The following is a 25,024-nucleotide window of genomic DNA, read 5'->3' on the forward strand; positions in this document are numbered from 1 at the left end:
ATAATGAAGGAACACAGCATGCAGCTGTCGCAGCGCATTGTCGTTGTTGATGATGAACGATCGGTTCGCAGTGGTTTGAGCAATCTGCTTCAGTCGGAAGGTTACGCAACGCAGGCATTTGAGTCGGCTGAAGCGCTATTAGCGGACGAGACGGCGCTAAATGACGCTGCGCTGTTTATTATTGATGTTGAGCTCAAAGGCATGTCGGGCTTTGAGTTGTTCCGTGCGCTGGTACAGCGTCGCGAGAACCCATCCGGAATTATCATCTCCGGCAAGGGCGATGAGAATATGCTCTGGTATGCCATCCATCTAGGCGCGATCACCTTTATGCGAAAGCCCATTGATATCGACCTGCTGTTTGAACATATCCGTTTGGCGTTTTCCTCCCAGGCAGCGCGCCAATGAGCACGCTTTTCCTGTCGTTAAATATCGCGGATGACGCGGCGCTGGTGCTGGCGGATGACATCGTTTTCACCCCGCTGGCGCAGGAAGGGCAGGTTGAGTGGATTGAATGCCGTCACCCGATCTCCGATGAACGCTTCGTGCTGGCCACGGCTGCGGCCGAAGAGGCGGAGTTTCCGGTAACGCAACTGCTGAAAAATGAGTATGCGCTGCGCGCCTTATTAGCAGAAAGCTGGGCGCTAAAACCGCTGCGTCACACCTTATATCAGGGGCGCTACGCCCTGATTTATCCCGCGTTTCGCTACCAAACCCTGGCGGATTATCTGCGCCTGCCAGCGGGTAAAATTCAGAAGTTCATCAGCTGCGCCGTGCTGCTGTGTAATGCGCTCAGCAAGCTGCATCAGCAAGGTTTGGTGCACGGCGACATTAAACCGGCCAATTTCTTCTTTACCGATCAAGGCGACGTGGTGCTGGGCGGCTTTGGCCTGGCGTTTATCGAAGCGGACTCACAGCAGCCGCTGCGCGCCTCTGTGACCGGCGGCACGCTGGCCTACATGTCGCCCGAGCATACCTCGCGCACCGCGCACGCGGTCAGCCGGGTCAGCGATCTCTACAGTCTGGGCATCGTGCTTTACGAATTACTCACCGGCAAGCTTCCCTATGGCAGCGCTGAAGGTGGCGCGGCTGAATGGGTGCACCATCACATTGCCTCCGAAGCGCTGCCGCCGCACCGGCTGCGCAAAGATGTGCCGCTGGTACTCTCATCCCTCATTTTACGCCTGCTAACCAAATCGCCGGAGCAGCGTTATCAAACCGTCGAAGGCGTGCTGGCCGATCTGCGCCGCTGTGAATCCAACCTGATGCCTGACGGCGTAGTTGAATCCTTCGCGCTGGGCTTACAGGATGTGCCAACCACAACGCTGTTATCCGATGTGCTGTACAGCGACCATGCTCAGGCCAGCGAGATGCTGGCGGCGTTTGATGAGGTGTGCAGCAGCGGGAAACACTCCATGGTGGCGATTAGCGGTGCGTCCGGTGCCGGAAAATCGGCGCTGATGGCCTCGGCGCTTAAAATTCTGCGGGAAAAAAACGCGCTGCTGACGGTGACCAAAGCCGACCAGCACTCGCCCATTTTGCCCTACGCGGTATTTACCTCGGCGTTTCGATCGCTGACGCTGCATCTGCTCGGGTTGCCCGCCGAAGAGCTGGCGCGCTGGAAAACACACATCACGCGTCAACTGGGGAATTATGTTGGGCTGGCCGTTAATCTGGTGCCCGAGCTGGGCATCTTGCTCAACCACAAAGCCAGCGTGCAGGCGGATGCACGCTCGTTGGATGCACGCAATCGCCTGAATCTGGTGGCCTGCAGCCTGGTGAAAGCCTTTACGGTGCCGGGGCGGCCGCTGATCCTGCTGATTGATGACGTGCACTGGGCCGATCAGGCGACCTTGCAGCTGCTACAGAATTTGCTGCGCTCCAGCGACGATATTCCCTTATTGCTGGTGATTTCTCATCGCGATCGCGCCTCGTTGCCCTGTCCGACGGTGGATGCCAGCCTGAAGCGCATTCGTGCGGCGGCCACGCGCATTGTGGATATCACGCCCGAGCCGCTGTCGGTGAAAAATATCGCCAGCTGGCTGGGCGGCATTTTTCACACGCGCAGCGCGGAGACCACCGAGCTGGCGCAGATCATCCATGAAAAAACCGCCGGGAATCCGCTCGCCACGCGTGAGTTTTACCGCCAGGCGGTGCGCGATCACCACATCACACACGCTGCATCCCATAAATGGACCTACAATCCGCACGCGCTGAGAAACTGCCATTACACCGCGAACGTTGCCGCCAGCGTGCTGCAACAGCTGCAGTTGCTCGCGCTGCCGCTGCGCCAGCTGCTGGGCCGATTGGCCTGCATCGGCAGTAGCGGCGATCTGCCGGTGTTGGCCGGCATCCTCGATACGGCGCTTAGCGCCCTTCGCGCCACGCTGCGCCCTGCGGCTGAGGCCCGGCTTATCTCGCTGACCGATGACAGCTACACCTTTATGCATGACAGCATGCATGAGGCCGCGCTGAAGTTGCTTTCGTCGGCGGCAAAAGATGATTTTCACTTTGCCGCTGCGCGCTATTACATGCAGGCCGCGCGCCAGGATAACGCGCATGCGCTGCTGTTCAGTGCCGCGCATCACACCATCACGTTGCAAAACCGCGCACTTTTAGCGCCTGATGCCGCTGCGTTTAGTCTGCTGTTATTAAACGCCACCCGACGCGCGAAAATTATGGGCGATTACGCTTCCGCGCTGCGTTTCTTACACGCTGCCCGAGCGCTTAACGCAGCGTCAGGCGCGGAGGAGAGCGGCCCGTTTTTGTTTGAGCAAGCGGAGTGTGAGTTTTTAAACGGCAACTTATCGGGCGCGCTGGCGTTGAGCTCTGAGATTCTCGCCACGCCCGGTGTGGTCACCGATAAAGCCGAAGCGGCGACGCTGATTGCTGAAATTCATATGCGTCAGTCCGACAGCCAGCTGGCGCTGGAAACCGCGCTGGCCTGGCTGGCGGTGTTTGACATTCATCTGCAGCGCTATCCGGATAAAGCCGAGTGCGATGTCGCCAGGCAACGGTTGAAAAAAGAGGTTGGCAAAAATCCCTACACGCGCTTCCGTTCCCTGCCGCGAGTGACCTGCCATAAAACCGAAGCGGTGATGAACCTGATGGCCAGCGCCAGCACCTTCGCCGCTTTTATCAGCCCACGGCTGCAGTTCATTATCCTGTGCAAACTTCTGCATCTGACGATGGAGAAGGGCATTAGCGGTGCCTCCACGCTGGCGCTGGCCTGGTACGGCGTGGTGTGTGGCGATCAGTTCAACGAATACAGCCGAGGATTTGCCAGCGCGCTGCTGGCCCGCGAGCTGGTGTATAAGCACGACTTCGTTAGCTACAAAGCGCGCACGCTGATGCCGCTGGATCAGGTGAGCGTCTGGACCATGCCGCTCAGTTACGCCATCGAGTGCGCTAAAGCGACCTTTGATGTAGCGGTTGATATCGGCGATCGCACGTCGGCGTGTCTGGCACTGCGTCATCTCACCATGAATTGCCTGGCGCGCGGTGACCATCTTGATGGCGTGCATACTTCGATCATGCGCGGCATGGTCTATGTGCGCAAAGCGCAGTATCGCGATGTGGAAGTGATACTCGGCATGCAGCTGGATTACGTGATGTTCCTGCGTAAGCCAGCCGGTGAGACCTTGTCCGGCGATGATTTCCCTGCGCCCGCGCTAAATGTGGTGCAACCCGAATACGCCATTGAACCGCTGTTTTTGATGCAGTTCTGGACGCGGCTGTATAAAGGCATGGCGCACTTCTTTGCCGGTGAGTATGCCGCCGCTCAGCGCCAGTTCAGCGACGCTGCGCCGCTCACAGACGTGATTCCCGGCCATGTGCATATGCTGGATTTCCATCTCTACAGTGCGCTTTCACTCAGCATACCGCTGCAACCGAATAAGCTTGATGCCACGCAGCGGCAGCAACTGCAGCGCCATCTTGAAAGAATCATCACCTGGGCAACGGAGAACCCCGGCACCTTCGCCGACAAAGAGGCGCTACTGCGCGCCGAACTGCTCAGGCTGGAGGATAACAGCGGCGCGGCGCTGGAGCAGTTTGAAAAAGCCATTGAGCTGTCGCGCAAAGGGCAGTTTCATCCGATCAACGGTCTGGCATGCGAACTGGCCGCGCGCTGCGCCAGTGCGCGCGGCATGGCGTTCGCCGCCGAGGGCTACATCAAAGGCGCGCTTGCCGCCTGGGATCGCTGGGGCGCGGGCGCCAAGGTGCGCCAGCTTGAAATGCACTATCCGCATCTGGCGGCGCACCCGCCGCAGAGCGCGTTAAACACCGTGACCTTTGAGCAGAGCGCGGTGATCAGCGACCTGCAAAGCCTCGTCACGGCGATGCGCGCATTGACCGAAGAGATCAATCTTGATCGGCTGATCCATATTTTGATGATGATGTTGGTGGAGCGCGCCGGCGCGCAGCACTGTATTTTGATCCGCCTCATCGACGGCAATGTGCCGGAAATTCAGGCGCGCGCCTCCTCCACGGTGGAGGGCGTCAGAGTCAAAATCGTTAATGAACTGCCGGTGGCGACCGATTTGCCGCTGTCGATTCTCTCGGCGGTGATCCGCACCGGACAGGAAATCCGTACCGGTCGGCCGGAAGTGTTTAGCCCGTTTAGTCAGGATAACTATCTGGTTGCCTCTGGCGCGGCAGTGATGTGTGTGCCGATGTTCCGCCAGGCGCAAATGGTGGGCGTGCTCTATCTGGAAAACCGGCTGATGCCGGACGTTTTCACCGCGGAGCACTCGCGCATTGTCTCGATGTTAGGCGCGCAGGCCGCGGTTTCTCTGGAAACGGCGCGGCTGTATGCCGAGCTAGTGGAGGAGAACATCCAGCGGCGGAAAATTGAAAAACAGCTGCGCGCCAGCCAGACATCCCTGATGCTGGGTGAAAAAATCAGTAATACCGGTACCTGGCACTGGCATCTTGAGCCGGATATCCAGCTGGTATCGGACGAATATAAACGCATCATGGGGCTGCCCGCCGGGCAGGTGAGCACCTCGATGGCCGAGTTTCAGCGGCGGGTGCATCCAGACGATCTTCAGTGCCTGAAAGCGCTGATTGAATCCAGCGTGGTGCATGGCGTGAGCATGCAGGCTGAATTTCGTATCATCCGTGATGACGGCGAATGCCGTTATATCAAAGGCATTGGTGAGCCGGTGGAGAACTGGCCGGATGTTGCCGAATATTTCGGCACGCTGACGGATATCACCGCGCAGCGTCAGTCCGAAGATGCCGCCAGAATTGCCCAGGCCGAGCTGGCTCGCGTGGCGCGCGCCACCACGGTAGGACAGCTGACCTCATCGATCGCCCATGAAATCAATCAGCCGCTGATGTCGATTGTGGCCAATGCTGGCGCCAGCCTGCGCTGGTTGAAACGCGATCCGGCTCAGTTGGAGAAAGCCAGTGAAAGCATTGAGGAGATCATTAACGAAGGGCGGCGCGCAGGCGAAATTATTCGCGGCCTGCAGTCACTGACGCGCAATAATGTTGCGGAGTATGCATCGGCCAGGCTGCATCTGCTGGCGCGCGATATTTTAACCTTGTCGCGTCTGGAACTTGAGCGCCGCTCGGTGGCAATTGAACTGGATATTCAAGCGCCATGGGATGAGGTGTTTTGCGAGCGCGTACAGATTCAGCAGGTGCTGCTGAATCTGGTGATTAATGCCATTGAGGCGATGGCAGATAATGCCGGAGCGCGTATTCTGCGGCTCTCATCCTGCAATCCTGACGCGAATCATATTCGTATAGCGGTGGCCGACAACGGCAGCGGATTATCGGCAGAGGTTATCGGCAAGATATTCGACTCTTTCTACACCACCAAAGCGGAAGGAATGGGAATGGGCCTGACCATCAGTAATGAAATCATCAAACGTCATGGTGGTGTGCTGAGTGCGGAAAACCGCCCACAGGGTGGCAGCGTATTTAGCTTTACCCTGCCATTAAATCTGGGGAAATAGTTCATCTGATCCTCCCGCGCTATTTCGCGGGAGGAAAATCGGACCGTTATCACTATAACGCGCGCCTTATTCATCTTGCAGTAAATGAAGTTTCTCAGCAGCTCTGACTAATTCTGATACTGAACGCACCGCCATTTTTTCCATTACGCGGCGTTTATGCACTTTTGCCGTAATTTCACTGATGCCCATTTCGGCGGCAATCTGCTTATTTAATAAACCGCGAATGACAAGCAGCATCAATTCCATTTCCCGTGGCGTTAAAGAGTGATAACGCCCGGTGAGTACAACTCTTTCCTGTGCAAGTGCTGCGCTTTTTTCGGCCAGCGCCATGGCAGCGGATACCACTTGTATCAGGTCATCCGGCATCACCGGCTTGGTGAGAAACTCAAATGCGCCAGCCTTCATCGCGCGGACTGTCAGAGGAATGGTGCCAAAGCCGGTGAGGAAAATGGTGGGAATGGTGTATCCGCGTGCGGTGAGATCCTGCGAGACATCAAAGCCGTCGAGGCCCGGCATATTCATATCGACAATTAAACAGCTCGGGGTGCGGTAATGCGGCTGATGTAAAAATTCAGCGGGGGAGGTAAAGGTCGAAATCAGGTAGCCTTCTGAGTTCAGAAGATTTTGCAGCGCGTTGATGACAGCGGGGTCATCGTCAACAATATAAATCGTTCTATCCATAAAAACTCATTCAGACTCTTACGAATTCTATTCACTACATGCGCGCTAATATACCCACAAAATAGTGCTGAAGGAATGGCGAAAAACGGATATGTGAATGTGATTATCTGCTGCGCTGTTAGGCCTAAAAAGGGTGAGGATGAAAAACCATGCACTCACCCGCTATTCTTAAGGTAATAAATGCGTAACCTTAAGGTTCATCAATCCGCGATACCCTCAAGGTGGTTTGTTCGCCACGCCCATACACTTTTCCACTCACGCGGACTTTATCACTGGCTGAATAGGTTTTCTCTTTGAAGGCCGGCTTCTCAGCATTAATGATAATCGTGCCGGTATCATCGCGGAATTTGTAGCTATCACCTTTCAGCTTTTCAATAATATGGCCTTCGAGCGTGACATAGCCGCCCTGACGGAAATCACGAATACGTGAAATCGGGGTTTGTGCGGTGTCTTCCGATCCTTTATAACCGGCATCCTGATTCTTCTGCGGCGGTGCTGTTTCACCAGATTGGTATCCGCCTTCCGCTGCGCTCACGCCAACGCTGAACATCATGATTACTGAAGCTAAAACAACCTGTTTCATACGCTCTCCATAGATTTTCCTGCTGACACGGTGTTAAGTCTGGCACAAATATGCGCGACTGCACGACAAACGCAGCGGTAATTGAAAAAAGCACAACTGACTTATTTATGCCAGGGTATGTAGACGCGGTTTTTATTTCTTTGGCTAAGCGCGACGTTAAATTAGCGCCGTGCTTATCTGCTCATTCGAATTAAGAGTGCTAGCCACTCAGGAAAATAAATCATGAAAGCTATCGTCTATAACGGGCCCTTTGATGTCTCGGTTAAAAATGTTCCTGATGCAAAAATTGTGCGTCCTACCGATGCGCTTATTCGTATTACCACCACCAATATTTGCGGTTCCGATTTACATATGTACGAGGGGCGCACCAGCTTTGAACAGGGGCGCATCTTTGGTCATGAAAACCTTGGCGAAGTGGTGGAGGTGGGGAGTGGCGTCGAGCGACTTAAGGTTGGCGATTACGTATGTATGCCGTTCAACGTCGGCTGTGGTTTCTGTGAAAATTGTGAGAGAGGGTTAACCGGTTTCTGTCTGACAGCCAATCCCGGCACCGCAGGTGCGGCCTACGGTTTTGCTGAAATGGGTGAGTGGGAAGGCGGTCAGGCCGAGCTGCTGCGCGTGCCGTTTGCCGATTTTAACTGTTTGCTGCTGCCACCGGATGCGGTGGAGAAAGAGGAAGATTATGTGATGCTGTCAGACATTTTCCCCACCGGCTGGCATGCGACCGAACTGGCAGGCCTGCGACCGGGCGATAGCGTCGCCATCTACGGTGCGGGCCCGGTAGGCTTGATGGCCGCGCATTCGGCGATCATCAAAGGCGCGTCGCAGGTGTTTGTGGTGGATACGCATCCCGATCGCCTGGCGTTGGCGGAGCAGATGGGCGCAACGGGCATCAATGCCGTGGGCGACGCAGCGGTGCAGCAAATCCTTGATCTGACGGATGGACGCGGCACGGATTGCGGTTGTGAATGCGTAGGTTATCAATGTTGTAATCAGCATGGACACGAAGATAACAGCGCCACCATGAACAGTCTGGTCGCCTCCACCAAAGCCACCGGCGGCATTGGCGTGGTGGGCGTGTTTATCCCGCAGGATCCCGGCGCGGCCAGCGAGTTAGCCAAAGTGGGTAAAATGCCGTTCGATTTCGGCAGCTTCTGGTTTAAAGGGCAGTCGATCCGTACCGGCCAGGCCAACGTCAAAGCCTATAACCGCCAGCTCGCGCGATTGATTGCCACCGACAAAGCGCATCCGGCGAGCATTATTTCTCATCGACTGTCGCTGGCCGAAGGCCCCGAAGCGTACCGCCATTTCGACGATCGTGATGCGGGCTGGACCAAGGTGATTTTGAAACCTTAACGCATTCATAGCGCCTGTTTCGCCGCATGATATTTTTGGTCGCCATTAATGGCGACCCTGTGGAGGGTGCGAAAATAATTAAAATAAAGCGCAACGGTATTTATCAGGATTAATCTTATTAATAAACCATTAAAGCTACCCTTCGGTTAAAATATCCTCGCTTTACATTCTCCTCATTAATCTCTTTAAACATCATTTCTAAACCAGGCGAAATATAAACGTTTTTATGCTCTACAGTTAATAGGGTCTTAACTGGAGGAGCATGTCACATGTCGAAAGATAAAAAAGAACAGAATTTAACCCATACCGCGCCGCATAAAGGGCCAGAAACCTCTGAGCCAGGATTAGGTGATTTAGCACCGCAAGGCGGTGGACATAAACCTGCCGCTGAACCGACGCCGCCGGGCAAGCAGCCTACCGCGCCCGGCAGCCTGAAAGCGCCCGCCACGCAAAACAGCAAACTTGAGCAGCTCGATGAGTATCGTAAAAATGGTGAAAACGCCGACCTGACCACCAATCAGGGCACCCGCATCGCCAACGATCAGAACTCGCTGCGTGCCGGTTCGCGCGGGCCCACGTTGCTTGAAGACTTCATCATGCGTGAAAAAATCACGCATTTTGACCACGAACGCATTCCTGAGCGTATCGTGCATGCGCGCGGTTCGGCGGCGCACGGCTATTTCCAGCCTTACCGCTCGCTGGAAAAACTGACCAAAGCAGGTTTCCTCAGCGATGCCGAAAAAATCACACCCGTCTTCGTGCGTTTCTCCACCGTGCAGGGTGGCGCAGGATCGGCTGACACCGTGCGCGATATCCGTGGATTCGCCACCAAGTTCTATACCGATGAGGGCGTTTTTGATTTAGTCGGCAACAACACGCCAGTGTTTTTCATTCAGGATGCGCATAAATTCCCGGACTTCGTGCATGCGGTGAAACCCGAGCCGCACAACGAAATTCCGCAGGGGCAGAGCGCGCACGACACCTTCTGGGATTATGTGTCGCTACAACCTGAAACGCTGCATAACGTCATCTGGGCGATGTCGGATCGCGGCATTCCGCGTAGCTACCGCACCATGGAGGGCTTTGGCATCCATACTTTCCGCCTGATTAACGCCGAGGGTAAAGCCACCTTCGTGCGTTTCCACTGGAAACCGGTGGCGGGCAAAGCCTCGCTGCTGTGGGATGAAGCACAGAAGCTGACCGGCCGCGATCCCGATTTCCACCGTCGCGATCTGTGGGAAGCGATTGAAGCCGGCGATTTCCCGGAATATGAGCTCGGCCTGCAGCTGATCCCGGAAGAGGACGAGTTCAAATTCGATTTCGACATTCTCGATGCCACCAAACTGATCCCCGAAGAGCTGGTGCCGGTCGAACTGGTCGGCAAAATGGTGCTCAACCGTAATCCGGACAACTTCTTTGCCGAGACCGAACAGGTGGCGTTCCATCCGGGCCACATCGTGCCGGGGCTGGATTTCACCAACGATCCGCTGTTGCAGGGCCGTTTGTTCTCCTACACCGATACGCAAATCAGCCGTTTGGGTGGGCCGAACTTCCATGAGATCCCGATCAACCGTCCGGTTTGCCCGTACCACAATTTCCAGCGTCAGGGCATGCATCGCACGGAAATCGATACCAATCCGGCCAACTACGAACCGAACTCCATCAACAACAACTGGCCACGTGAAGTGCCGCCAGCGGCAAAAGAGGGCGGATTCGAGAGCTATCAGGAGCGGGTGGAAGGCAGCAAGGTGCGCGAGCGTAGCCCATCGTTTGGCGAATATTACTCGCAGCCACGGCTGTTTTGGCTGAGCCAGACCGCGGAAGAGCAGCAGCATATCATCGGCGCTTATTCGTTTGAGCTCAGCAAGGTAGCGCGTCCTTACATCCGCGAACGCGTGGTCGATCATCTGCTGCAGATTGACGTCACGCTGGCGCAGGCTGTGGCCACCAATCTGGGGCTGAAGCTGAGTGATGAGCAGCTCAACACCGTTCCGCCGAAAGATGTCAACGGCCTGAAAAAAGATGACAGCCTGAGTCTGTATGCACAACCGAGTGGCGATATCAAAGGCCGTCAGGTGGCGTTACTGCTGAGTGACGGTGTGAAAGCCGCCGACGTGCTGGCGATTCTGCAGGCGCTGAAAGCGCAGGGCGTGCATGCCAAAATTCTGGCAGCGCACATGGGACAAGTGCTGGCGGATGATGGATCGGTGCTGCCGGTTGATGCCACCTTTACCGGTCTTCCTTCGCTGACCTTTGATGCGGTGATTGTGCCGGATGGCAATATCGATGCGTTGCTGCTGAGCGGTGATGCGCGCTACTTCCTGCTGGAAGCCTATAAGCATCTCAAAGCCATCGGTCTGAGCGGTGATGCACGCCGGTTTAAGGCGCAGTTCAACGTGCAGGACAATGAGGTCGAGGAAGGGCTGGTGGAAGATGTGAAAGCCGAGGGCACCTTTATGGCGGACTTCCTCTCTGTAATGGCATCCCATCGTGTCTGGTCGCGCAGCAAAAAAGCGCTGACCGTCGCAGCCTAATGCGCGGGGCGGAGTTGATTGCTCCGCCCCGTTTTCCCTGCATCTTAGGCAAAAAAAAGCCCGCTCGTAGCGGGCTGGTCGAGATGCATACCAAAGTGATCGTGTAAACGCGTACTGTGTGTTGCTGCCACTTAATGTGGTGGAACCAGACTACAGTAATATTTCGCAACTGGTCATAGGAGTTATCGATGGCCCGAAAAATAACCGCATTCGTCCACTGATGCGTGGTTTACCTGCTTAACTCTGTTGGTGGGGAAGACAGAGGACAACATGCAGTTTAAAAGAAAAATGGATAAGCCGGTTTCTTCTGACGGCGGTTTACTGAAAAGCATTGTGCTCTCTGGACTGCTGCTGTTGATCACCGTAGCCAGTATGAGTATCTGGACCTTGCGTGAAGACTGGCTGGCGACCGTGCGTCAGACTCAGGAATCCGCGATGAATCTGGCGTTATCACAATCGCGTCAGGCGGAAGACACCTTCCTGCAGACCGAGCTGTCGCTACGCCAGGTACAGCGTGATCTGCAGCTACAGCTGGCAACACGCATTCAGGGCGCTGACCTGAGTAATACCATGCGCGAATTACAGCGCCGCTTACCGCAGTTACACGGCTTGTTCTACTACGATCAAGATGGCAAGTGGATCGCCACCTCCGCCCAACGCGCACCCAACAATATCAATAATTCCGATCGTGAATACTTCACTTTTCAGCGCCATAACCGGCGCAACAGCGTGCATATCGGCCCGGTGATCAACAGCCGCAGCACCGGTGATTTGGTGATCCCCGTTTCCCTGCGCGTCAGTGATGCCAGCGGTGGCTTTAAGGGCGTGCTGCTGGCCACCATCAAGGTCGATTTTTTCCGTCGCTTCTACAGCTATTACGAGCTCGGTGCGCGCGATGTGCTGGTGTTGATGCTGGCTGACAGCACGGTGCTGTACGCGCGTCCGATGCCTGACAGTTACATCGGCAAAAATCTCTCAGCCAGCCCGCTGTTTCAGGAGATGCTGGCGAAAATGGATCGCGGCAGCGGGCAGTGGAAATCGGTGCTGGATGGCCAGGCGCGGATCTTTGGTTTTGCGCGTTCCGATCGCTATCCGATTATCGTCGCCGCCGGTTACAACAGTGACGATCTGTTCCATGTGTGGGTTAACCGTCGGGCGCAGGATATTCTGCTCAGCATTATCCTGCTGCTGACCATCTTGCTGCTCGGCGTCTTCCAGCTGCGTCAGGCGCGTAGCGTGTTGCGCTATCAGCAGGAATTGACTCAGCTGCGCGACGAACTGCACAGCGCCAACCTCGCCCTGAATCAACTCGCGCACGTTGATGGTTTAACCGGTCTGGCGAATCGAAGGGAGTTTGATCGTTTCCTGCATCAAGCGCTGGCCCACGCCGCCGCCAGCGGTAAACCGCTCACGCTGATCATGATGGATATCGATTTCTTCAAGCATTACAACGACACTTACGGCCATATCGCCGGGGATAAGTGCCTGAAAGCGATCGCTGCGGTGCTCGCTTCCGTGGTGGCGCGGCGCTCCGATATCGCCGCGCGCTATGGCGGCGAGGAGTTTGCGCTGATCCTGCCTGATACCCCATTCGATGAGGGCATGACGATTGCGCATCGGGTGGTTGAGGCGGTGCGGATCAGGCAGCTTGCGCATATTTCTTCGCCCAAAGGGCGGGTGACGATCAGTGCCGGCTGCGCCACCACTGCGACGTCTGCCACCCTCAGTGCGGTAAAACTGCTGGAGTACGCCGATCACGCCTTGTACCGGGCAAAGCGTGAAGGGCGTGATGATGTGAAAGGGATTAATATAGATGAATCGCAAGCGTAATTGGCTTATTCCACGGCGGGCAGCTGGTATTTGATATATTGACGCAGCGCCTCGTGCATCTGGCTATTCCTTTCGTCCTCTAAGCCGCGCTCTTCATATTCTTTCGCCAGTTGAATAATCACCTCATCATATTTCCCTTTGAAGGTGATGTTATTTACCGCCACCTGCTTAATCATTAACTCGCGCAAGGCAGCGACTTCAATCTGCAGCTGGTTTACCGTTGCTTCCAGCTCGTTTACGCGTTCTTCATTCGACATAGGTTCTCCGGATGTTATTAAGCTGTGACCGTATCAGGGGCTGAATATCGCATTCGCATGCGTGTAATTCAAGCGTGAAGCACTTACTTCGCTACCGGTAGATCCGCTCAGGGCTTGAGTCTGTGACGCGCTGCGAAAAATAAAAAGCCAGACCTGTTTCCTGTTGAGAAACATATGATATGATGTTTCTCAACAGGAAACGCGGAGGCGTGATGTGATTAAAAGCTGGAAGCATAAGGGATTACAAAAGTTGTTTGAGAAAGGTGATATCAGCGGTGTCAAGGCGCAGGACGCGGAACGCATTCGGCTTCGCCTTCTGGTCATTGATGAAGCGCTCTCCACGGATGAATTCAGAAACTATCCGGGGTTTCGTTTTCATCCCCTGAAAGGGGACAGGAAAAACCTGTTTTCATTAACGGTCAGGGCTAACTGGCGTATCACCTTCGAATTCACCGACGGCGATGCCTATATTCTTAACCTGGAGGACTACCACTGATGGCAATGTTCAATCCCCCGCATCCGGGCGGTCTGATCACCGAATACATCGAAGATAACAATATTGGCTTGCGCGTACTGGCGAAAGAGCTTGGCGTATCAGCTTCAGCGCTGAGTAAAGTCGCCAGCGGTAAAGCATCGGTCAGCCCTGAAATGGCGGTGCGGCTTGAGGCGGGGCTGGGTATTGCGGCGCGCCTGTGGTTATCAATGCAGGCGGCATGTGACCTGCACAAGGCACGAGAAACCACGGACGTTTCCGGTGTCAATCTGCATCCAGGTATGAATGCCGCTTCTGAGGCGCACAGGGCAGCGAAGTAACGCACCCACGCCAGTTACCTGTACAAAACCGCGCTGGCTGGCGCGGTTTTTCTTTGGTCGGTTCAGACACCTTTAGACGAACCCGGTTCTGCGGTCGTGATGACGCTGTGTCAGGGACTGAAGAGTGTATTGATATGTGTGTAATTCAAGCGCGAAGCGGTTACTTCGCCACCGGTAGATCCGCCAGCCGGGTGGTGTAGGCCGGGGACAGCATCTCGCGCTTCATCGACCAGGGTTTCTGAATGCCTTGTCCGGCAAACCATAACGCACCGCGCTGGTGGGCATTCATCTTGTCGATCAGGGCCATTAACTGGTCACTATTGTGACGCGGCTGATATTCCGCAAACAGATCAAACTGCGCCACGCCATCGCTAAAGAAATCGCCCAGCATGACGCCGCCTTTCATATAACGCTTACCGGGCACCCAGATGCGATCTAAACAGTTGAGCGTGGCCTGAATAATATCGCGGCTGTCAGCAGTGGGCGTAATCAAGGTTTGGCTGGCCGCATTGGCATAATAAGGATGATGCGGATCGTGCGGACTGGTACGAATAAACGTCCCGATATGACGGCAATATTGCCGCTCACTGCGTAACTTCTCTGCGGCACGCGCCGCGTAACTGGCAATGGCTTCGCGCATATCCTGATATTCGGTAATGCGATCGCCAAACGAGCGCGAGCAGAGGATATTTTGCCGGTTGGGAATCACCTCTTCAAACGCCAGACAAGACTCGCCACATAATTCACGCACCGTACGCTCCAGCACCACGCCAAAGTGTTTACGGATCAGCGCGGTCGGGGTTTCAGCCAATTGCAGCGCGGTGGTAATGCCCATCAGGTTGAGCTTTTTCGATAAGCGCCGGCCCACGCCCCACACCTCTTCAACCTTGACCAGTTTCATCAACTCGCGCTGACGGTGGGGCAAAGAGAGATCCATCACGTTCTCGGCTTTGGTCCAGCGTTTGGCGGCCCAGTTGGCGAGCTTGGCGAGGGTTTTGGTCGGCGCAATGCCGACACCCACGCGCAAATGGGTGTCCTGATAAATACGGTCGCGAATGTCGCGGCCTAACTGTTCGAATGTCATGCAGGCGTTGATGCCGGTGACGTCAACGAAGGCTTCGTCAATGGAATACTCATCCACGCGCGTGGAGATCAGCGCCAGCGTCTCCATCACGCGGCGCGACATATCGCCATACAACGCATAGTTAGACGAGAACACCACCACTTTGTGGCGCATCAACTCTTCCCGATGTTTGAAGTAGGGCGCGCCCATCTTAATGCCCAGCGCCTTGGCTTCTCTGCTTAGCGAAATAATGCAGCCGTCGTTGTTCGACAGCACCACAATCGGCTTGCCGCGCAGATCCGGGCGAAACACCGTTTCACAGCTGGCGTAAAACGAATTCACATCCACCAGGGCAAACATCAGCGGCCTATGGTTTTAATCACGTGTTTAACGATGCCGAAGACTTCGAACTCATCGGCGTCAGGAATGGCGATCACCGGATGCGCGGTATTCATCGGTTTGAGATGCAGGTAAGGCTGTAACATCAGCTGTTTCACGGTGAACTCGCCGGAAAGCGAAGCCACCACAATGTCACCGTGTTTGGGTTTGAGCGAGCTGTCCACCACCAGCATGTCACCCTCATTGATACCGATGTCGATCATTGAGTCACCGCTGACTCTAATGAAATAGGTTGAGCTGGGGTGATCGACTAAAAAGTCGTTGAGGTCGATACGTTGTTCAACGTAGTCCTGCGCCGGGGACGGAAAGCCGCAGGGCACGCGGCTGATGAACAAAGGTAAGGCGAGAATAGCGCGGATTTCCGCGGGCTGATAAAACTGCATGGCTGCGATCTCAAATCGTCACTGTATATGTATACAGTAATGTCGAATAGGCAGTTTGATCAAGCCAGAACCCGTAATGATTTGCAAAACAGTTGGCAACAAAGGAAATTTATTTTGTGCCAAAGGGCTTACCGCTGCGCTTAAATCATCATCCCCATGATCTGCAGGGTGCTCTGCTGTGAAGCGGTGATAAACGGAATGTCTTTGATGTGCTGCATACCAAAGGCTTCGTAGAACTTACGTGCACGCACGTTATCGCCTAACACTTCCAGCCACAGGTAGCCTTCACGCTTGTCGCGCGCCTCATTGATGATGCTCTCGAACATCCAGCGGCCGTAGTTTTTGCCGGTTTCTTCTGGATTGAGGTAGAGCTTGTTGAGCAACGCGCCGCTCATGCCGGAATCCGGCACTGGCGTGTTCCAGGTGACTTTGGCGAAGCCAATCGGCTTGTCGGTCTCGGCGATCAGCCAGCTCTCATTGGGCGCCGCGAGGCTGCTATTGAGCTCTGCCAGACCGTATTCCTTGTCGATAAAGGCATCCAGTTCGTCTGCGGAAACCCACATATGTTTGAAATGCGCACTGTAGGTCATGCGGCCCAGCAGGTGCAGCAGCTCTGCATCCTCTGCCGTGGCTTTGCGTATGGTGAACTCCATGCCAGATTTCCTTGCTTAATGCTTGTTATTAATCACGTCGTCGGTGCGAGCAGAGGCCACCGAAGGGCAGTTACCATAACGTGTTAGTAACAAAAACCCAAGATAACCAGAGCTGTCTGTTAACAAGGTGCCAGGCCGATGATCTATAATGAAGAGTGAGAAGCAAGCGTAAGCCCATATTCTCAGGAGGTAGAAGATGTCAGATTCGCAACCTAAAATTATCGGCGAAGCGGCCTATGCATTACTGGTACGCCGTGAGGAAGTCAGCGTTTCCTCACTGCTGGCAGAGCTCGCGCGCATGGCGAGAAAAGAGCAAAACAGTCAACAGCAGCAGCGTATTACCCAGGCGCAGCAATGGTTGCTCACGCACCGTCAACCGGCGGGCAGCGATAATCGCGTCCATTCAGCATTGCGCGGATTGAGTCGCCAGGAAGGCAGTGTCAGAATGCCTTCGGCCGATGCCGACGACAATTGACCATCCCAACCGGCTCACGCGTCGATGACTTTCGGCGCGGAGCGCACAGATTTGGAAATAAAAGCTTTCTAATTGTCCTAATTCACACTTCTTAGCACTTTTTGCAACAAAACCTGCCTGATAACTTGAGTAAGCTTCTTGTACAGCTTTTTGCTATCTGTACAACTTTACTTAGGTCAAATGATCTAACTTTTTCATTTATTGGGGTCAATTATGCGTCAGAACGGATACACGCCGAGTTCAGTCGAGGCCATTGCCAACTATTTCAGCAAAGCGTCGCTGCCATCGCAGCAGGAAACCTTGGGTCAGATCGTGGTTGAAATCTTACGCGAAGGCCGTAACCTCAACCGCAAATCGCTATGCACCAAGCTGCTGCGCAGACTGGAACTGGCCGCCAATGCTGAAGAAGAGCATCACTATCATCAGCTGATTGGCTTGTTATTTGAACGTGAAAGCTGAGAGTCAGTCAGACGTCAAACTTGTACAAGTATTACAATTTTACTCTGAATACGCTCCCACACTGGCTTCGCCCCGCTCCGGGGCGAAGCGGCGATCAGAGATTCGTTATGAAAATTCGTTATGAATAGAAGTGAACATCAGAAAATAATCGATGAAATTATTGGCGAAGCGGCGCTAGCGCTGTTGCAGCGTACGGGCCCGGTCAATACGCAAGCGCTGTTGAATCAGCTGATGCTGATGAAGCAGCAAAGCAATGATGAAGAGCAGCGTGCAGCGATTACTGCCGCCATCACCGACGTACGTAACAGTATTTCGGCGGGAAAAAAGCTGCGCGAAGAGCAGCCGCAAAGCGACAACGTTCTTCAGCTGTTTGGTAACAACCAACAGTCTGGTAACAATCGTAAACATTGACCGATTGGCTCGCATTTAGGCACTGTAAATTCGAGCGTAGATACAATCACGGGACTGGAATCATGTCGGAAAATCACAACCTCTACGCTGCACTGCCTGACACCGAACTGGCAGAGCATTTTCGCAATGCAGACAGTACGTTAAGAAACGAAGCTGCCGTATTGGATAGGGTTATCCGCCACGTGCTGGCCACGGAAGGGCGCGTCAGTAATAAATCAATTATTCTCTGTTTGATTATGGCGCTGGAAACCGCAGAAGGTGACGCTGAAGCTGATGTGCTGCGCAAAACACTGGAAATTGTGGTGGGTTACACGCCTGACGACGCCTGATATTCCTCTCTGTCCCCCACGCGGGGACAATGAATTAATCCTTTCTGGCGAGAGCTAATCGGCGCTTCGCTTTGCCAATATTAATTCTGTGCAACCAGGTGCGAAACTTTTTTAACTGGACGTGTGAAGCGACATCAGTTGAAAGCGTGCAAATATACAGCTGGCTTTGGGTATGATTATTAGTGCCGGTCGCGTAAATTTCGCTTTTATTATCACGCTGTTGCAGTTCAATTCCCGTGAAGTGTAAATTCCCCCACAGCTGTAAAGTGTCCTCGAACTTTTTAAAGTCCATCATGATGCCCTTATTATTTTGACTTATTATGGAATGTTGCTGGCTCCGTGCAACATAAAGCAATTGCACGATTAAGCCAGCATCTTTGAATAGTAAATTCAGGGATAGTCGCGTTTGGGCGTGGATTTTCGCATCCATTTACGTTTATTACCGCTTTGCTTATCCATCGCTAATGCGCTGGCGCTGGCCGGATCAAACAGCGACAAACTCTCTATTTGATGCACCATAATCACTTTACGAAACTCAAGGGCACTTTTAGGTGCGGACGAGAAATCAATGTTGTGATTGTGGTACCACAGACTGTAATTATGCTCGATCGCCAGATTGAGCGTGCGTGAATCACGATAGCCGCTCAGCATCGGGATCAACACAATGTTGGCGGTATTTGGATATTCAAAGGTCGCCGCGTGAATCATGCCGATATAGATACGGCGCGATTTCAGTGTGACCCACGCCAGCTCGCCTTCTTCCATACATTGCAATAGCAACTGTTCAATGCCGTTGGAGCGGGAAAGGCGTTGATACAACTCCTTGCGTCCACCGGCGTTGAGCCGGGCGCTGACCGCCCAGTTGGAGCGATACATACAGAACAGGATGGCAAAGGCCAGCATCAGCACCACCGGCGCCTGAATGCCTAAAAAGCTCCACGTCATGAAATCGACGTTCCAGTGCACATTCTCCGCCGAGGTCAGCGCAAACGCATTATTCACGCCCGATGCGGCCAGCAGAATCAGCCAGATAATCGCGGTCGCCAGCACGCCTTGCAGCACAAATATGCAGCCATACAGCGCAATAAGAAAATAGACATCCCAGCCAAAGGAGCGCTTAATTTTTAAACGGCTCGACATGTCGCGGCTGGTATACCAATAGCCGCACACCATCATCACCATAAATATCGCTGTGCCCATTTAAATATCCTTTAATGTGCTGACATGGTGGGCAAAATCGCGCTGCACTTCAGGACTCAAAGCATTAACCGAAGCGTTACCATCTTCATCAATAATAATTCTGTCGCCTTCCTCAATCGATTCCTGAATGTCCTGGCGCGTCATGACTTGCACTAATGACTCCGGGCTACCGAACAGGGAAGTTAAAAAACCAAACATCATCAAGCCATCCTTATTATTTATGCCAGCGTCAACTATGGCACATCCCTCAACAACCTAGCCGGGTAACTGAAATGAAAGGGCGTTTTCCGGATTAATCTGTCAGGTCGCCGTTATAGTCGAAGTTCTCATCCGAATTCCAGCTACCGCGAATATCGTCACCCTGAGACATGTTGTAGTAGGTGTGCGCATACTTCTCGATCGGCGGCAGTTTGCCCGGTGGGAAGTTGTTGTGGATGGAGTAGAGCGCTTTTTCAAACGACAGCTGATGCGCCACTTCGCGCGTCATCAGGAAGCCTAACGCATCTTTTACGCCCACGTCATCGGTGAGGTTGATCAGGCGTTCGTAGAGGATTTTGGCGCGCGCTTCGGCCGCGATGTTGGAGCGCAGATCCGCTGTCACTTCGCCAATGGTATCAATGTAAGCCGCTGTCCAGGGCACGCCCGCGGAGTTGGTTAATGCCGGGCCGCCGCCGTACAGAATCGATGTCAGATGGCTGTCATTGCCCGCGCCGGTGATGGAGCGATAAAGATCGCCTTGCTCTTCGCTGCCCTCAAAAAATAAAATAAACGAAGAAAGAGAATTAATTCTGATGTTTAAAAATAATTAACGATAAGAAATGGAGGAGGGAAGGAGTGAATTTAGCCTTGTACTCATCAACTGCATGCCGCCTCATTAATACTAAGCGGGCATCCCATTGCTGCAAGCGCACCGGGTTAAATTAATTTTATTTTAAGCCGCGAGATAAATATTATTTTAAAGGGTGAATATTGGCATGAATTAAATAAGCGCGTCGTTCTGGTGCGCATAAATGCGCACCTACAAAACACGTCGGTCGCCATTAATGGTGACCTGGTTAACGCCTAATCAGAACAACTCACGATACAGCGCAGCGATCATCGTCACGCTGCACTCCCGCGGATTGCCCGGCGTACACACATCGGCGAAAGCTGCAGTGGCAAGCGCATCCACATCCTGCTCCTGCATGCCGATATCACGTAGTCTGAGCGGAATACCGATATCGTGGTTTAGGGTGATCACCGCATCAATCGCCAGCGCACGGGCATCGGCTAATGAACAGCTATAGGCACCTTCCATGCCCAGCGCATGGGCGATATCGCGGTACTTCTCGCCGGTATGCTCGGCATTGAACGCCATGATATGCGGCAGCAGGACGGCATTGGCGATGCCGTGCGGCGTGCCATAAAACGCGCCCAGCGGATGCGCCATACCGTGCACCAGACCCAAGCCAACATTCGAGAAGCCCATTCCGGCGATGTACTGACCGAGCGCCATATCCGCCACGCCCGCAGGCACGCCTTTAACCGAATCACGCAGCGAGCGGCCAATAATTTCAATCGCTTTGAGATGGAACATGTCGGTCAGTTCCCACGCGCCGCGCGTGATGTAACCTTCAATGGCGTGCGTCAGCGCATCGACGCCGGTCGCCGCTTTCAGGCTGGCAGGCATGCTGGCCATCATGTCGGGATCGATAATGGCAATTGCCGGGATATCGTGCGGGTCGTAGCAGACGAACTTGCGCTTCTTCTCTTCATCGGTGATGACGTAATTGATGGTCACTTCCGCTGCGGTGCCGGAAGTGGTCGGCACCGCAATGATCGGTACGGAGGGATTGCGCGTGGCGGCGCCGCCTTCCAGCATGCGCACGTCACTGAACTCGGGATTGGCAATCATCATGCCGATGGCTTTACAGGTATCCTGCGGCGAGCCGCCGCCCACCGCGATCAGATAATCGGCACCCGAACGACGAAAAGCCTCGACGCCCGCATGCACCACCTCAACGGTAGGATTGGGGATCACCTCATCATAGATGGCGAAACTGAGGTCGTGCTGCGCCAGCAGATCGGTGATGCGGGTGGCGACAGAAAACTTGATCAAATCCTTGTCGGTCACCACCAACGCTTTGTTAAAACCGCGTTTGTGAATCTCATCGACAATAGAATTAATCGCGCCCGCACCGAAATAGGCGGTCTCATTGAGGATCATTCTGTTAATCATATTAATTACCTTCACGTAGATGCCAGATTTAATATTTTTCGATTAAATTCATCAAGATAAGAAGATTTAACCGTATCCAGATTTACGTGGTAATGACGATACAGATATTGCGTTGCCTCAATAAAATCGCGGTTTCCATTGAGTCGAATAAATGGAAGGAATCATGAACCTAAACGCATCGTCTCGGCACGCTTCGCCGTGTCGTAGACATATTGCAGCATCGGTTCCAGGTCGGTGTCGGGCCCGGAGCTGATGATCTTGGCGCGCAGCCACTCAATCTCGCTGGTGATATCCGGCGGGAAAATGGTGTTGTTCTGCGCATTACGCAGCCATTTCAGCAGGAAGTTATTCTTGCCGCGCACGCCGCCAGACTTCTTCGTTTTGGCGTTGATTTTCAGGGCGACCAGAATGCAGTAATAGAAGTGAACGCGTTGGCTGTAGCTTTGCGGGATCATCTTCGCTCACCTGCCGCGACAAGTGAAAAATGTGATGTCGATCGGTTTTCCATTATCCGGATTCCTGCCTGAATGGGTCTAACAGCCGTGATCAATGCCGATCAGGGCGCTATTTCCGCGCTGTAGCCGCACGGTAAACGCACCATATGATAATCCTCGCGGCGGATGCAAGTCGGCATAATCCGGGAATTGAGGCGGGAGAAGGGCGTCATCAACGCTAAAAATTAAGCGAAGCGGCTGAAAAGCGCTGAGGCAATTCTTTTGCGGCATAAGGCTTAAAACGGCCACTTATCCTATAGCCAGGCCGCGCGTATCTGGCAATATCGTGATCTGCGTCTACACTTAATTCTGACGATGTTCGCAGTCAGCCTGGCGAGTGAGTTTAAATGATGTTTGTTTGTGGAGAGTTATCTATCGAAATTCCGTGTTATCTGCAAAACCTCCTCGCACACACTTCTGCGGTAGTAACCGCCTCGATCACCCAGCCAGCCTCCGAACATCCTGTAATGACAAATTTCACAAGACAGGAGAAGAGTCGTGACCTCCGCGGTTAATCACAACAGCACCTTGCCGTCATTAAGTGGCGGACTCTACGCCTTCTTTTTTGATGTCGACGGCACGCTGGCAGCGATTCAGTCGCAGCCCGAGTCGGTCTCCATTCCCGCTCCGGTACGCCAGCTGCTGCAACACATTTCCAGTCTTAGCCACGGCGCCTTAGCGCTGGTTTCCGGCCGTCCGATTGCGCAACTCGACGCCTTAGTCGCGCCACTCGAAGCCCCCGCCGCGGGCGTACACGGTGCAGAACGCCGCGATGCGGCGGGCCGCGTGCATCGCCACAGCTTGCCGGGGGATATTGCGCAAACACTGCAAACTGAACTGCAGCAGACGCTGGATCAGTGGCCCGATACGCTATTAGAAGTGAAAGGCATGGCATTTGCGCTGCACTATCGCAATGCGCCGCAGTACGAAAACGCCATTATGCAGCTGGCCGAAGACGCCGTTGCACGCTTTCCCGAGCTGGCGCTTCAGCCAGGTAAATGCGTGGTGGAACTGAAGCCGCAAGGCATCGATAAAGGCGCTGCCGTACGTGAGTTTATGCAGGAAGCACCCTTTGCCGGACGCATTCCGGTATTTGTGGGAGACGACCTGACAGATGAAAAAGGATTCCTCGTGGTAAATGCCATGCAGGGGATCTCTGTCAAAGTCGGTGAAGGGGCCAGCCATGCACGCTATCGCCTCAACAGCGTTGAGGCCGTATGGCACTGGCTTGAACAACTATTATTACAACTAGAACATGACAATGTTGGTAAGGAGTTTAGGTTATGAGTCGTTTAGTCGTCGTATCTAACCGTATCGCGATCCCCGATGGTAGCAAGGCCAGCGCAGGCGGGCTTGCTGTCGGTATTTTAGATGCACTGCGAGATACCGGTGGATTATGGTTTGGCTGGAACGGAGAGATCAGCGAATTCTCGGGTGAAGAAGAGGATGAAGAACTTACGCAGATCGAAAAAGACGGCATCACCTATGCGTCACTGCCGCTTAATCAAAACGATTATGATCAATATTATCTCCAGTTCTCCAATACCGTGATTTGGCCGGCGTTCCACTATCGCCTCGATCTGGTGCAGTATCAGCGCGAAGCCTGGGATGGCTACTGCCGCGTCAATACTTTGCTGGCGCAGCGCCTTAAACCGCTGCTGAAGCCCGACGATATTCTGTGGATCCACGATTATCATCTGCTGCCGTTTGCCGCCGAGCTGCGCAAACAGGGCATTAATAACCGCATCGGATTCTTCCTGCATATCCCGTTCCCGACGCCAGAGATCTTCAATGCTCTGCCGCCGCATCAGGAGCTGTTGGAGATGCTGTGCGACTACGATCTGCTGGGCTTCCAGACAGAATCTGACCGCGTAGCTTTCCTTGATAGCCTGAGCCAGCTGACGCAGCTGCAGAATAAAGGAGAGAAGAAGCATCGTGCCTTCGGTAACACCTTTATGACTGAGGTCTATCCGATTGGTATTGAGCCGGACACCATTAAAGAGATGGCGGAAGGACCGCTGCCACCGAAAATGGCGGCGATGAAACGCGATTTGGGCGATCTGCAGAATATCATCGCCTGTGAGCGCCTGGATTACTCTAAAGGATTGCCGGAGCGTTTCCTGGCCTTCGAAGCCCTGCTGGAGAATTTCCCGCAGCACCGCGGCAAAATTCGCTACTCGCAAATTGCGCCCACCTCGCGCGGCGATGTGCAGGCTTATCAGGACATCCGTCACCAGCTGGAAACGGAAGCGGGGCGCATCAACGGTAAATACGGCACGCTGGGCTGGACGCCGCTCTATTACCTCAATCAGCACTTTGATCGTCGTCTGTTAATGAAGATCTTCCGTCTCACCAACGTCGGCTTGATTACGCCGCTGCGTGACGGCATGAATCTGGTGGCGAAAGAGTATGTAGCAGCGCAGGACCCGGATAACCCTGGCGTGTTGGTGTTGTCCCGCTTTGCTGGTGCGGCCAATGAGCTGACTTCTGCGCTGATCGTCAATCCGTACGATCGTGATGACGTGGCGGCGGCGCTCGATCGCGCGTTGACCATGCCGCGTACCGAACGCATCTCGCGTTATAACGACATGATGGCGGTGTTGCGCAAACAGGATATTTCACACTGGCGTGAAAGCTTCCTGAAAGATTTAAATACTTTGCCGGTACGCAGTGATGATCACGGTACGGTAAATAAAGTCGCTACCTTTCCGAAATTAGCGTAACGCTTAATTGCACAATACATTGCGCCGCTACGGTAAATGCTAACATTGGGTGCTTTGCTCACTTATTGCACACTTCCGTAGCGGCGCGATTTATCGCGCCTCTTTGAATTTACGCTCCGCTGCACAGCGTTTTCATGCGCCACTGTAACTTCACGAAATCGATTTCATTTCTTAAAGCGCTAATGCGCTGACTCATCAGC

Annotated in this window: 24 protein-coding genes and 1 pseudogene; 13 read left to right on the forward strand and 12 right to left on the reverse strand. The window is 53.9% G+C overall.

The features are described from left to right. Positions 1 to 18: 18 nt before the first annotated feature. Entirely contained in the window at positions 19 to 405 is a 387-nt protein-coding gene (locus tag FCN45_RS08220; protein WP_137385632.1) for a response regulator, read from the forward strand. Then, positions 402 to 5,963, forward strand: coding sequence for an ATP-binding sensor histidine kinase (locus tag FCN45_RS08225; protein WP_137385633.1), 5,562 nt, complete (start codon positions 402 to 404; stop codon positions 5,961 to 5,963). Before FCN45_RS08220 ends, FCN45_RS08225 begins: the two co-directional genes overlap by 4 nt. Positions 5,964 to 6,029: 66 nt before the next feature. Here the strand turns inward: FCN45_RS08225 and FCN45_RS08230 are convergent, their stop codons facing one another. After that, complete coding sequence (locus FCN45_RS08230) at positions 6,030 to 6,644, reverse strand: response regulator transcription factor (protein ID WP_137385634.1); 615 nt, start codon at positions 6,642 to 6,644, stop codon at positions 6,030 to 6,032. A gap of 190 nt (positions 6,645 to 6,834) precedes the next feature. Further along, the gene (locus FCN45_RS08235) at positions 6,835 to 7,227 is read right to left on the reverse strand and encodes a YgiW/YdeI family stress tolerance OB fold protein (protein ID WP_137385635.1); all 393 of its coding nucleotides are present in this window, start codon (positions 7,225 to 7,227) and stop codon (positions 6,835 to 6,837) included. Positions 7,228 to 7,449: 222 nt separating this feature from the next. On the opposite strand from FCN45_RS08235, the gene FCN45_RS08240 reads away from it, so the two are divergent. The 3 genes from FCN45_RS08240 (at position 7,450) to FCN45_RS08250 (ending at position 12,947) form a co-directional block, all read left to right on the forward strand. Further along, on the forward strand, positions 7,450 to 8,583 hold the full coding sequence (locus FCN45_RS08240) for a glutathione-independent formaldehyde dehydrogenase (protein ID WP_101760752.1): 1,134 nt from the start codon (positions 7,450 to 7,452) through the stop codon (positions 8,581 to 8,583). A gap of 269 nt (positions 8,584 to 8,852) precedes the next feature. Next, a complete protein-coding gene (katE, locus tag FCN45_RS08245) occupies positions 8,853 to 11,117 on the forward strand; it encodes a catalase HPII (RefSeq protein WP_101760751.1) in 2,265 nt (754 codons plus the stop codon). A gap of 270 nt (positions 11,118 to 11,387) precedes the next feature. Then, positions 11,388 to 12,947: a sensor domain-containing diguanylate cyclase gene (locus tag FCN45_RS08250; protein ID WP_137385636.1), complete on the forward strand. Its 1,560-nt coding sequence runs from the start codon at positions 11,388 to 11,390 to the stop codon at positions 12,945 to 12,947. 5 nt (positions 12,948 to 12,952) lie between these two features. Here FCN45_RS08250 and FCN45_RS08255 read toward each other — a convergent pair whose 3' ends face one another. Then, a complete protein-coding gene (locus tag FCN45_RS08255) occupies positions 12,953 to 13,204 on the reverse strand; it encodes a hypothetical protein (RefSeq protein WP_101760749.1) in 252 nt (83 codons plus the stop codon). Between the two features lie 214 nt (positions 13,205 to 13,418). Between FCN45_RS08255 and FCN45_RS08260 the strand changes: the two genes are divergently transcribed. Both FCN45_RS08260 and FCN45_RS08265 read left to right on the forward strand, forming a co-directional pair. Further along, positions 13,419 to 13,700 (forward strand): type II toxin-antitoxin system RelE/ParE family toxin, encoded by a 282-nt coding sequence (locus tag FCN45_RS08260; protein ID WP_137385637.1) that lies wholly within the window; start codon positions 13,419 to 13,421, stop codon positions 13,698 to 13,700. Continuing rightward, a complete protein-coding gene (locus FCN45_RS08265; RefSeq protein ID WP_137385638.1) occupies positions 13,700 to 14,017 on the forward strand; it encodes a HigA family addiction module antitoxin in 318 nt (105 codons plus the stop codon). The genes FCN45_RS08260 and FCN45_RS08265 overlap by 1 nt, the downstream gene beginning before the upstream one ends. A gap of 160 nt (positions 14,018 to 14,177) precedes the next feature. On the opposite strand, the gene umuC is transcribed toward FCN45_RS08265, so the two are convergent. From umuC to FCN45_RS08280, 3 genes are all read right to left on the reverse strand, one after another. Further along, complete coding sequence (gene umuC / locus FCN45_RS08270; RefSeq protein WP_137385639.1) at positions 14,178 to 15,440, reverse strand: translesion error-prone DNA polymerase V subunit UmuC; 1,263 nt, start codon at positions 15,438 to 15,440, stop codon at positions 14,178 to 14,180. Continuing rightward, positions 15,440 to 15,862 (reverse strand): translesion error-prone DNA polymerase V autoproteolytic subunit, encoded by a 423-nt coding sequence (umuD, locus tag FCN45_RS08275; RefSeq protein ID WP_137385640.1) that lies wholly within the window; start codon positions 15,860 to 15,862, stop codon positions 15,440 to 15,442. Before umuD ends, umuC begins: the two co-directional genes overlap by 1 nt. Before the next feature lie 140 nt (positions 15,863 to 16,002). Next, positions 16,003 to 16,515 (reverse strand): GNAT family N-acetyltransferase, encoded by a 513-nt coding sequence (locus FCN45_RS08280; protein WP_101760746.1) that lies wholly within the window; start codon positions 16,513 to 16,515, stop codon positions 16,003 to 16,005. Positions 16,516 to 16,711: 196 nt separating this feature from the next. Between FCN45_RS08280 and FCN45_RS08285 the strand changes: the two genes are divergently transcribed. The 4 genes from FCN45_RS08285 to FCN45_RS08300 all read left to right on the forward strand — a co-directional run bounded on the left by FCN45_RS08285 (position 16,712) and on the right by FCN45_RS08300 (position 18,189). Continuing rightward, entirely contained in the window at positions 16,712 to 16,990 is a 279-nt protein-coding gene (locus FCN45_RS08285) for a hypothetical protein (protein ID WP_137385641.1), read from the forward strand. A 213-nt stretch (positions 16,991 to 17,203) separates the two neighbouring features. Beyond that, complete coding sequence (ycgZ, locus tag FCN45_RS08290; protein WP_007891089.1) at positions 17,204 to 17,449, forward strand: regulatory protein YcgZ; 246 nt, start codon at positions 17,204 to 17,206, stop codon at positions 17,447 to 17,449. Between the two features lie 120 nt (positions 17,450 to 17,569). Continuing rightward, the gene (locus tag FCN45_RS08295) at positions 17,570 to 17,860 is read left to right on the forward strand and encodes a hypothetical protein (RefSeq protein ID WP_101760744.1); all 291 of its coding nucleotides are present in this window, start codon (positions 17,570 to 17,572) and stop codon (positions 17,858 to 17,860) included. Between the two features lie 62 nt (positions 17,861 to 17,922). Next, a complete protein-coding gene (locus tag FCN45_RS08300) occupies positions 17,923 to 18,189 on the forward strand; it encodes a biofilm development regulator YmgB/AriR family protein (protein ID WP_101760743.1) in 267 nt (88 codons plus the stop codon). A gap of 34 nt (positions 18,190 to 18,223) precedes the next feature. Here FCN45_RS08300 and FCN45_RS08305 read toward each other — a convergent pair whose 3' ends face one another. From FCN45_RS08305 to FCN45_RS08330, 6 genes and pseudogenes are all read right to left on the reverse strand, one after another. Further along, complete coding sequence (locus FCN45_RS08305; protein WP_246862558.1) at positions 18,224 to 18,619, reverse strand: hypothetical protein; 396 nt, start codon at positions 18,617 to 18,619, stop codon at positions 18,224 to 18,226. Then, positions 18,580 to 19,389, reverse strand: coding sequence for a hypothetical protein (locus FCN45_RS08310; protein WP_137385642.1), 810 nt, complete (start codon positions 19,387 to 19,389; stop codon positions 18,580 to 18,582). The genes FCN45_RS08305 and FCN45_RS08310 overlap by 40 nt, the downstream gene beginning before the upstream one ends. Continuing rightward, a complete protein-coding gene (locus tag FCN45_RS08315; RefSeq protein WP_101761030.1) occupies positions 19,390 to 19,587 on the reverse strand; it encodes a hypothetical protein in 198 nt (65 codons plus the stop codon). A 106-nt stretch (positions 19,588 to 19,693) separates the two neighbouring features. Beyond that, a pseudogene (locus tag FCN45_RS08320) lies at positions 19,694 to 20,125 on the reverse strand (manganese catalase family protein); the annotation flags it as partial. 330 nt (positions 20,126 to 20,455) lie between these two features. Next, on the reverse strand, positions 20,456 to 21,607 hold the full coding sequence (fucO, locus tag FCN45_RS08325; RefSeq protein WP_110865988.1) for a lactaldehyde reductase: 1,152 nt from the start codon (positions 21,605 to 21,607) through the stop codon (positions 20,456 to 20,458). A gap of 161 nt (positions 21,608 to 21,768) precedes the next feature. Then, a complete protein-coding gene (locus tag FCN45_RS08330; RefSeq protein WP_218168224.1) occupies positions 21,769 to 22,062 on the reverse strand; it encodes a hypothetical protein in 294 nt (97 codons plus the stop codon). Between the two features lie 537 nt (positions 22,063 to 22,599). On the opposite strand from FCN45_RS08330, the gene otsB reads away from it, so the two are divergent. Continuing rightward, positions 22,600 to 23,388, forward strand: a complete 789-nt coding sequence (gene otsB / locus FCN45_RS08335; protein ID WP_137385643.1) for a trehalose-phosphatase — start codon at positions 22,600 to 22,602, stop codon at positions 23,386 to 23,388. Then, the gene (gene otsA, locus FCN45_RS08340; RefSeq protein WP_101760737.1) at positions 23,385 to 24,824 is read left to right on the forward strand and encodes an alpha,alpha-trehalose-phosphate synthase; all 1,440 of its coding nucleotides are present in this window, start codon (positions 23,385 to 23,387) and stop codon (positions 24,822 to 24,824) included. The genes otsB and otsA overlap by 4 nt, the downstream gene beginning before the upstream one ends. Positions 24,825 to 25,024 lie beyond the last annotated feature (200 nt).

The sequence above is a fragment of the Pantoea sp. SO10 genome (assembly GCF_005281435.1).
GTDB lineage: Bacteria > Pseudomonadota > Gammaproteobacteria > Enterobacterales > Enterobacteriaceae > Pantoea > Pantoea leporis.

Bases quoted from the DNA above. Each gene is read 5' to 3' on its own strand.
- katE (WP_101760751.1), top strand. From the start codon at position 8,853: ATGTCGAAAGATAAAAAAGAACAGAATTTAACCCATACCGCGCCGCAT.
- FCN45_RS08250 (WP_137385636.1), top strand. From the start codon at position 11,388: ATGCAGTTTAAAAGAAAAATGGATAAGCCGGTTTCTTCTGACGGCGGT.
- FCN45_RS08305 (WP_246862558.1), bottom strand. From the start codon at position 18,619: ATGGATGCGAAAATCCACGCCCAAACGCGACTATCCCTGAATTTACTA.
- FCN45_RS08220 (WP_137385632.1), top strand. From the start codon at position 19: ATGCAGCTGTCGCAGCGCATTGTCGTTGTTGATGATGAACGATCGGTT.
- FCN45_RS08315 (WP_101761030.1), bottom strand. From the start codon at position 19,587: ATGTTTGGTTTTTTAACTTCCCTGTTCGGTAGCCCGGAGTCATTAGTG.
- FCN45_RS08285 (WP_137385641.1), top strand. From the start codon at position 16,712: ATGTCAGATTCGCAACCTAAAATTATCGGCGAAGCGGCCTATGCATTA.
- FCN45_RS08230 (WP_137385634.1), bottom strand. From the start codon at position 6,644: ATGGATAGAACGATTTATATTGTTGACGATGACCCCGCTGTCATCAAC.
- FCN45_RS08295 (WP_101760744.1), top strand. From the start codon at position 17,570: ATGAATAGAAGTGAACATCAGAAAATAATCGATGAAATTATTGGCGAA.
- fucO (WP_110865988.1), bottom strand. From the start codon at position 21,607: ATGATTAACAGAATGATCCTCAATGAGACCGCCTATTTCGGTGCGGGC.
- FCN45_RS08255 (WP_101760749.1), bottom strand. From the start codon at position 13,204: ATGTCGAATGAAGAACGCGTAAACGAGCTGGAAGCAACGGTAAACCAG.
- FCN45_RS08225 (WP_137385633.1), top strand. From the start codon at position 402: ATGAGCACGCTTTTCCTGTCGTTAAATATCGCGGATGACGCGGCGCTG.
- FCN45_RS08310 (WP_137385642.1), bottom strand. From the start codon at position 19,389: ATGGGCACAGCGATATTTATGGTGATGATGGTGTGCGGCTATTGGTAT.
- FCN45_RS08330 (WP_218168224.1), bottom strand. From the start codon at position 22,062: ATGATCCCGCAAAGCTACAGCCAACGCGTTCACTTCTATTACTGCATT.
- FCN45_RS08240 (WP_101760752.1), top strand. From the start codon at position 7,450: ATGAAAGCTATCGTCTATAACGGGCCCTTTGATGTCTCGGTTAAAAAT.
- otsA (WP_101760737.1), top strand. From the start codon at position 23,385: ATGAGTCGTTTAGTCGTCGTATCTAACCGTATCGCGATCCCCGATGGT.
- FCN45_RS08235 (WP_137385635.1), bottom strand. From the start codon at position 7,227: ATGAAACAGGTTGTTTTAGCTTCAGTAATCATGATGTTCAGCGTTGGC.
- ycgZ (WP_007891089.1), top strand. From the start codon at position 17,204: ATGCGTCAGAACGGATACACGCCGAGTTCAGTCGAGGCCATTGCCAAC.
- FCN45_RS08300 (WP_101760743.1), top strand. From the start codon at position 17,923: ATGTCGGAAAATCACAACCTCTACGCTGCACTGCCTGACACCGAACTG.
- umuC (WP_137385639.1), bottom strand. From the start codon at position 15,440: ATGTTTGCCCTGGTGGATGTGAATTCGTTTTACGCCAGCTGTGAAACG.
- FCN45_RS08265 (WP_137385638.1), top strand. From the start codon at position 13,700: ATGGCAATGTTCAATCCCCCGCATCCGGGCGGTCTGATCACCGAATAC.
- FCN45_RS08280 (WP_101760746.1), bottom strand. From the start codon at position 16,515: ATGGAGTTCACCATACGCAAAGCCACGGCAGAGGATGCAGAGCTGCTG.
- umuD (WP_137385640.1), bottom strand. From the start codon at position 15,862: ATGCAGTTTTATCAGCCCGCGGAAATCCGCGCTATTCTCGCCTTACCT.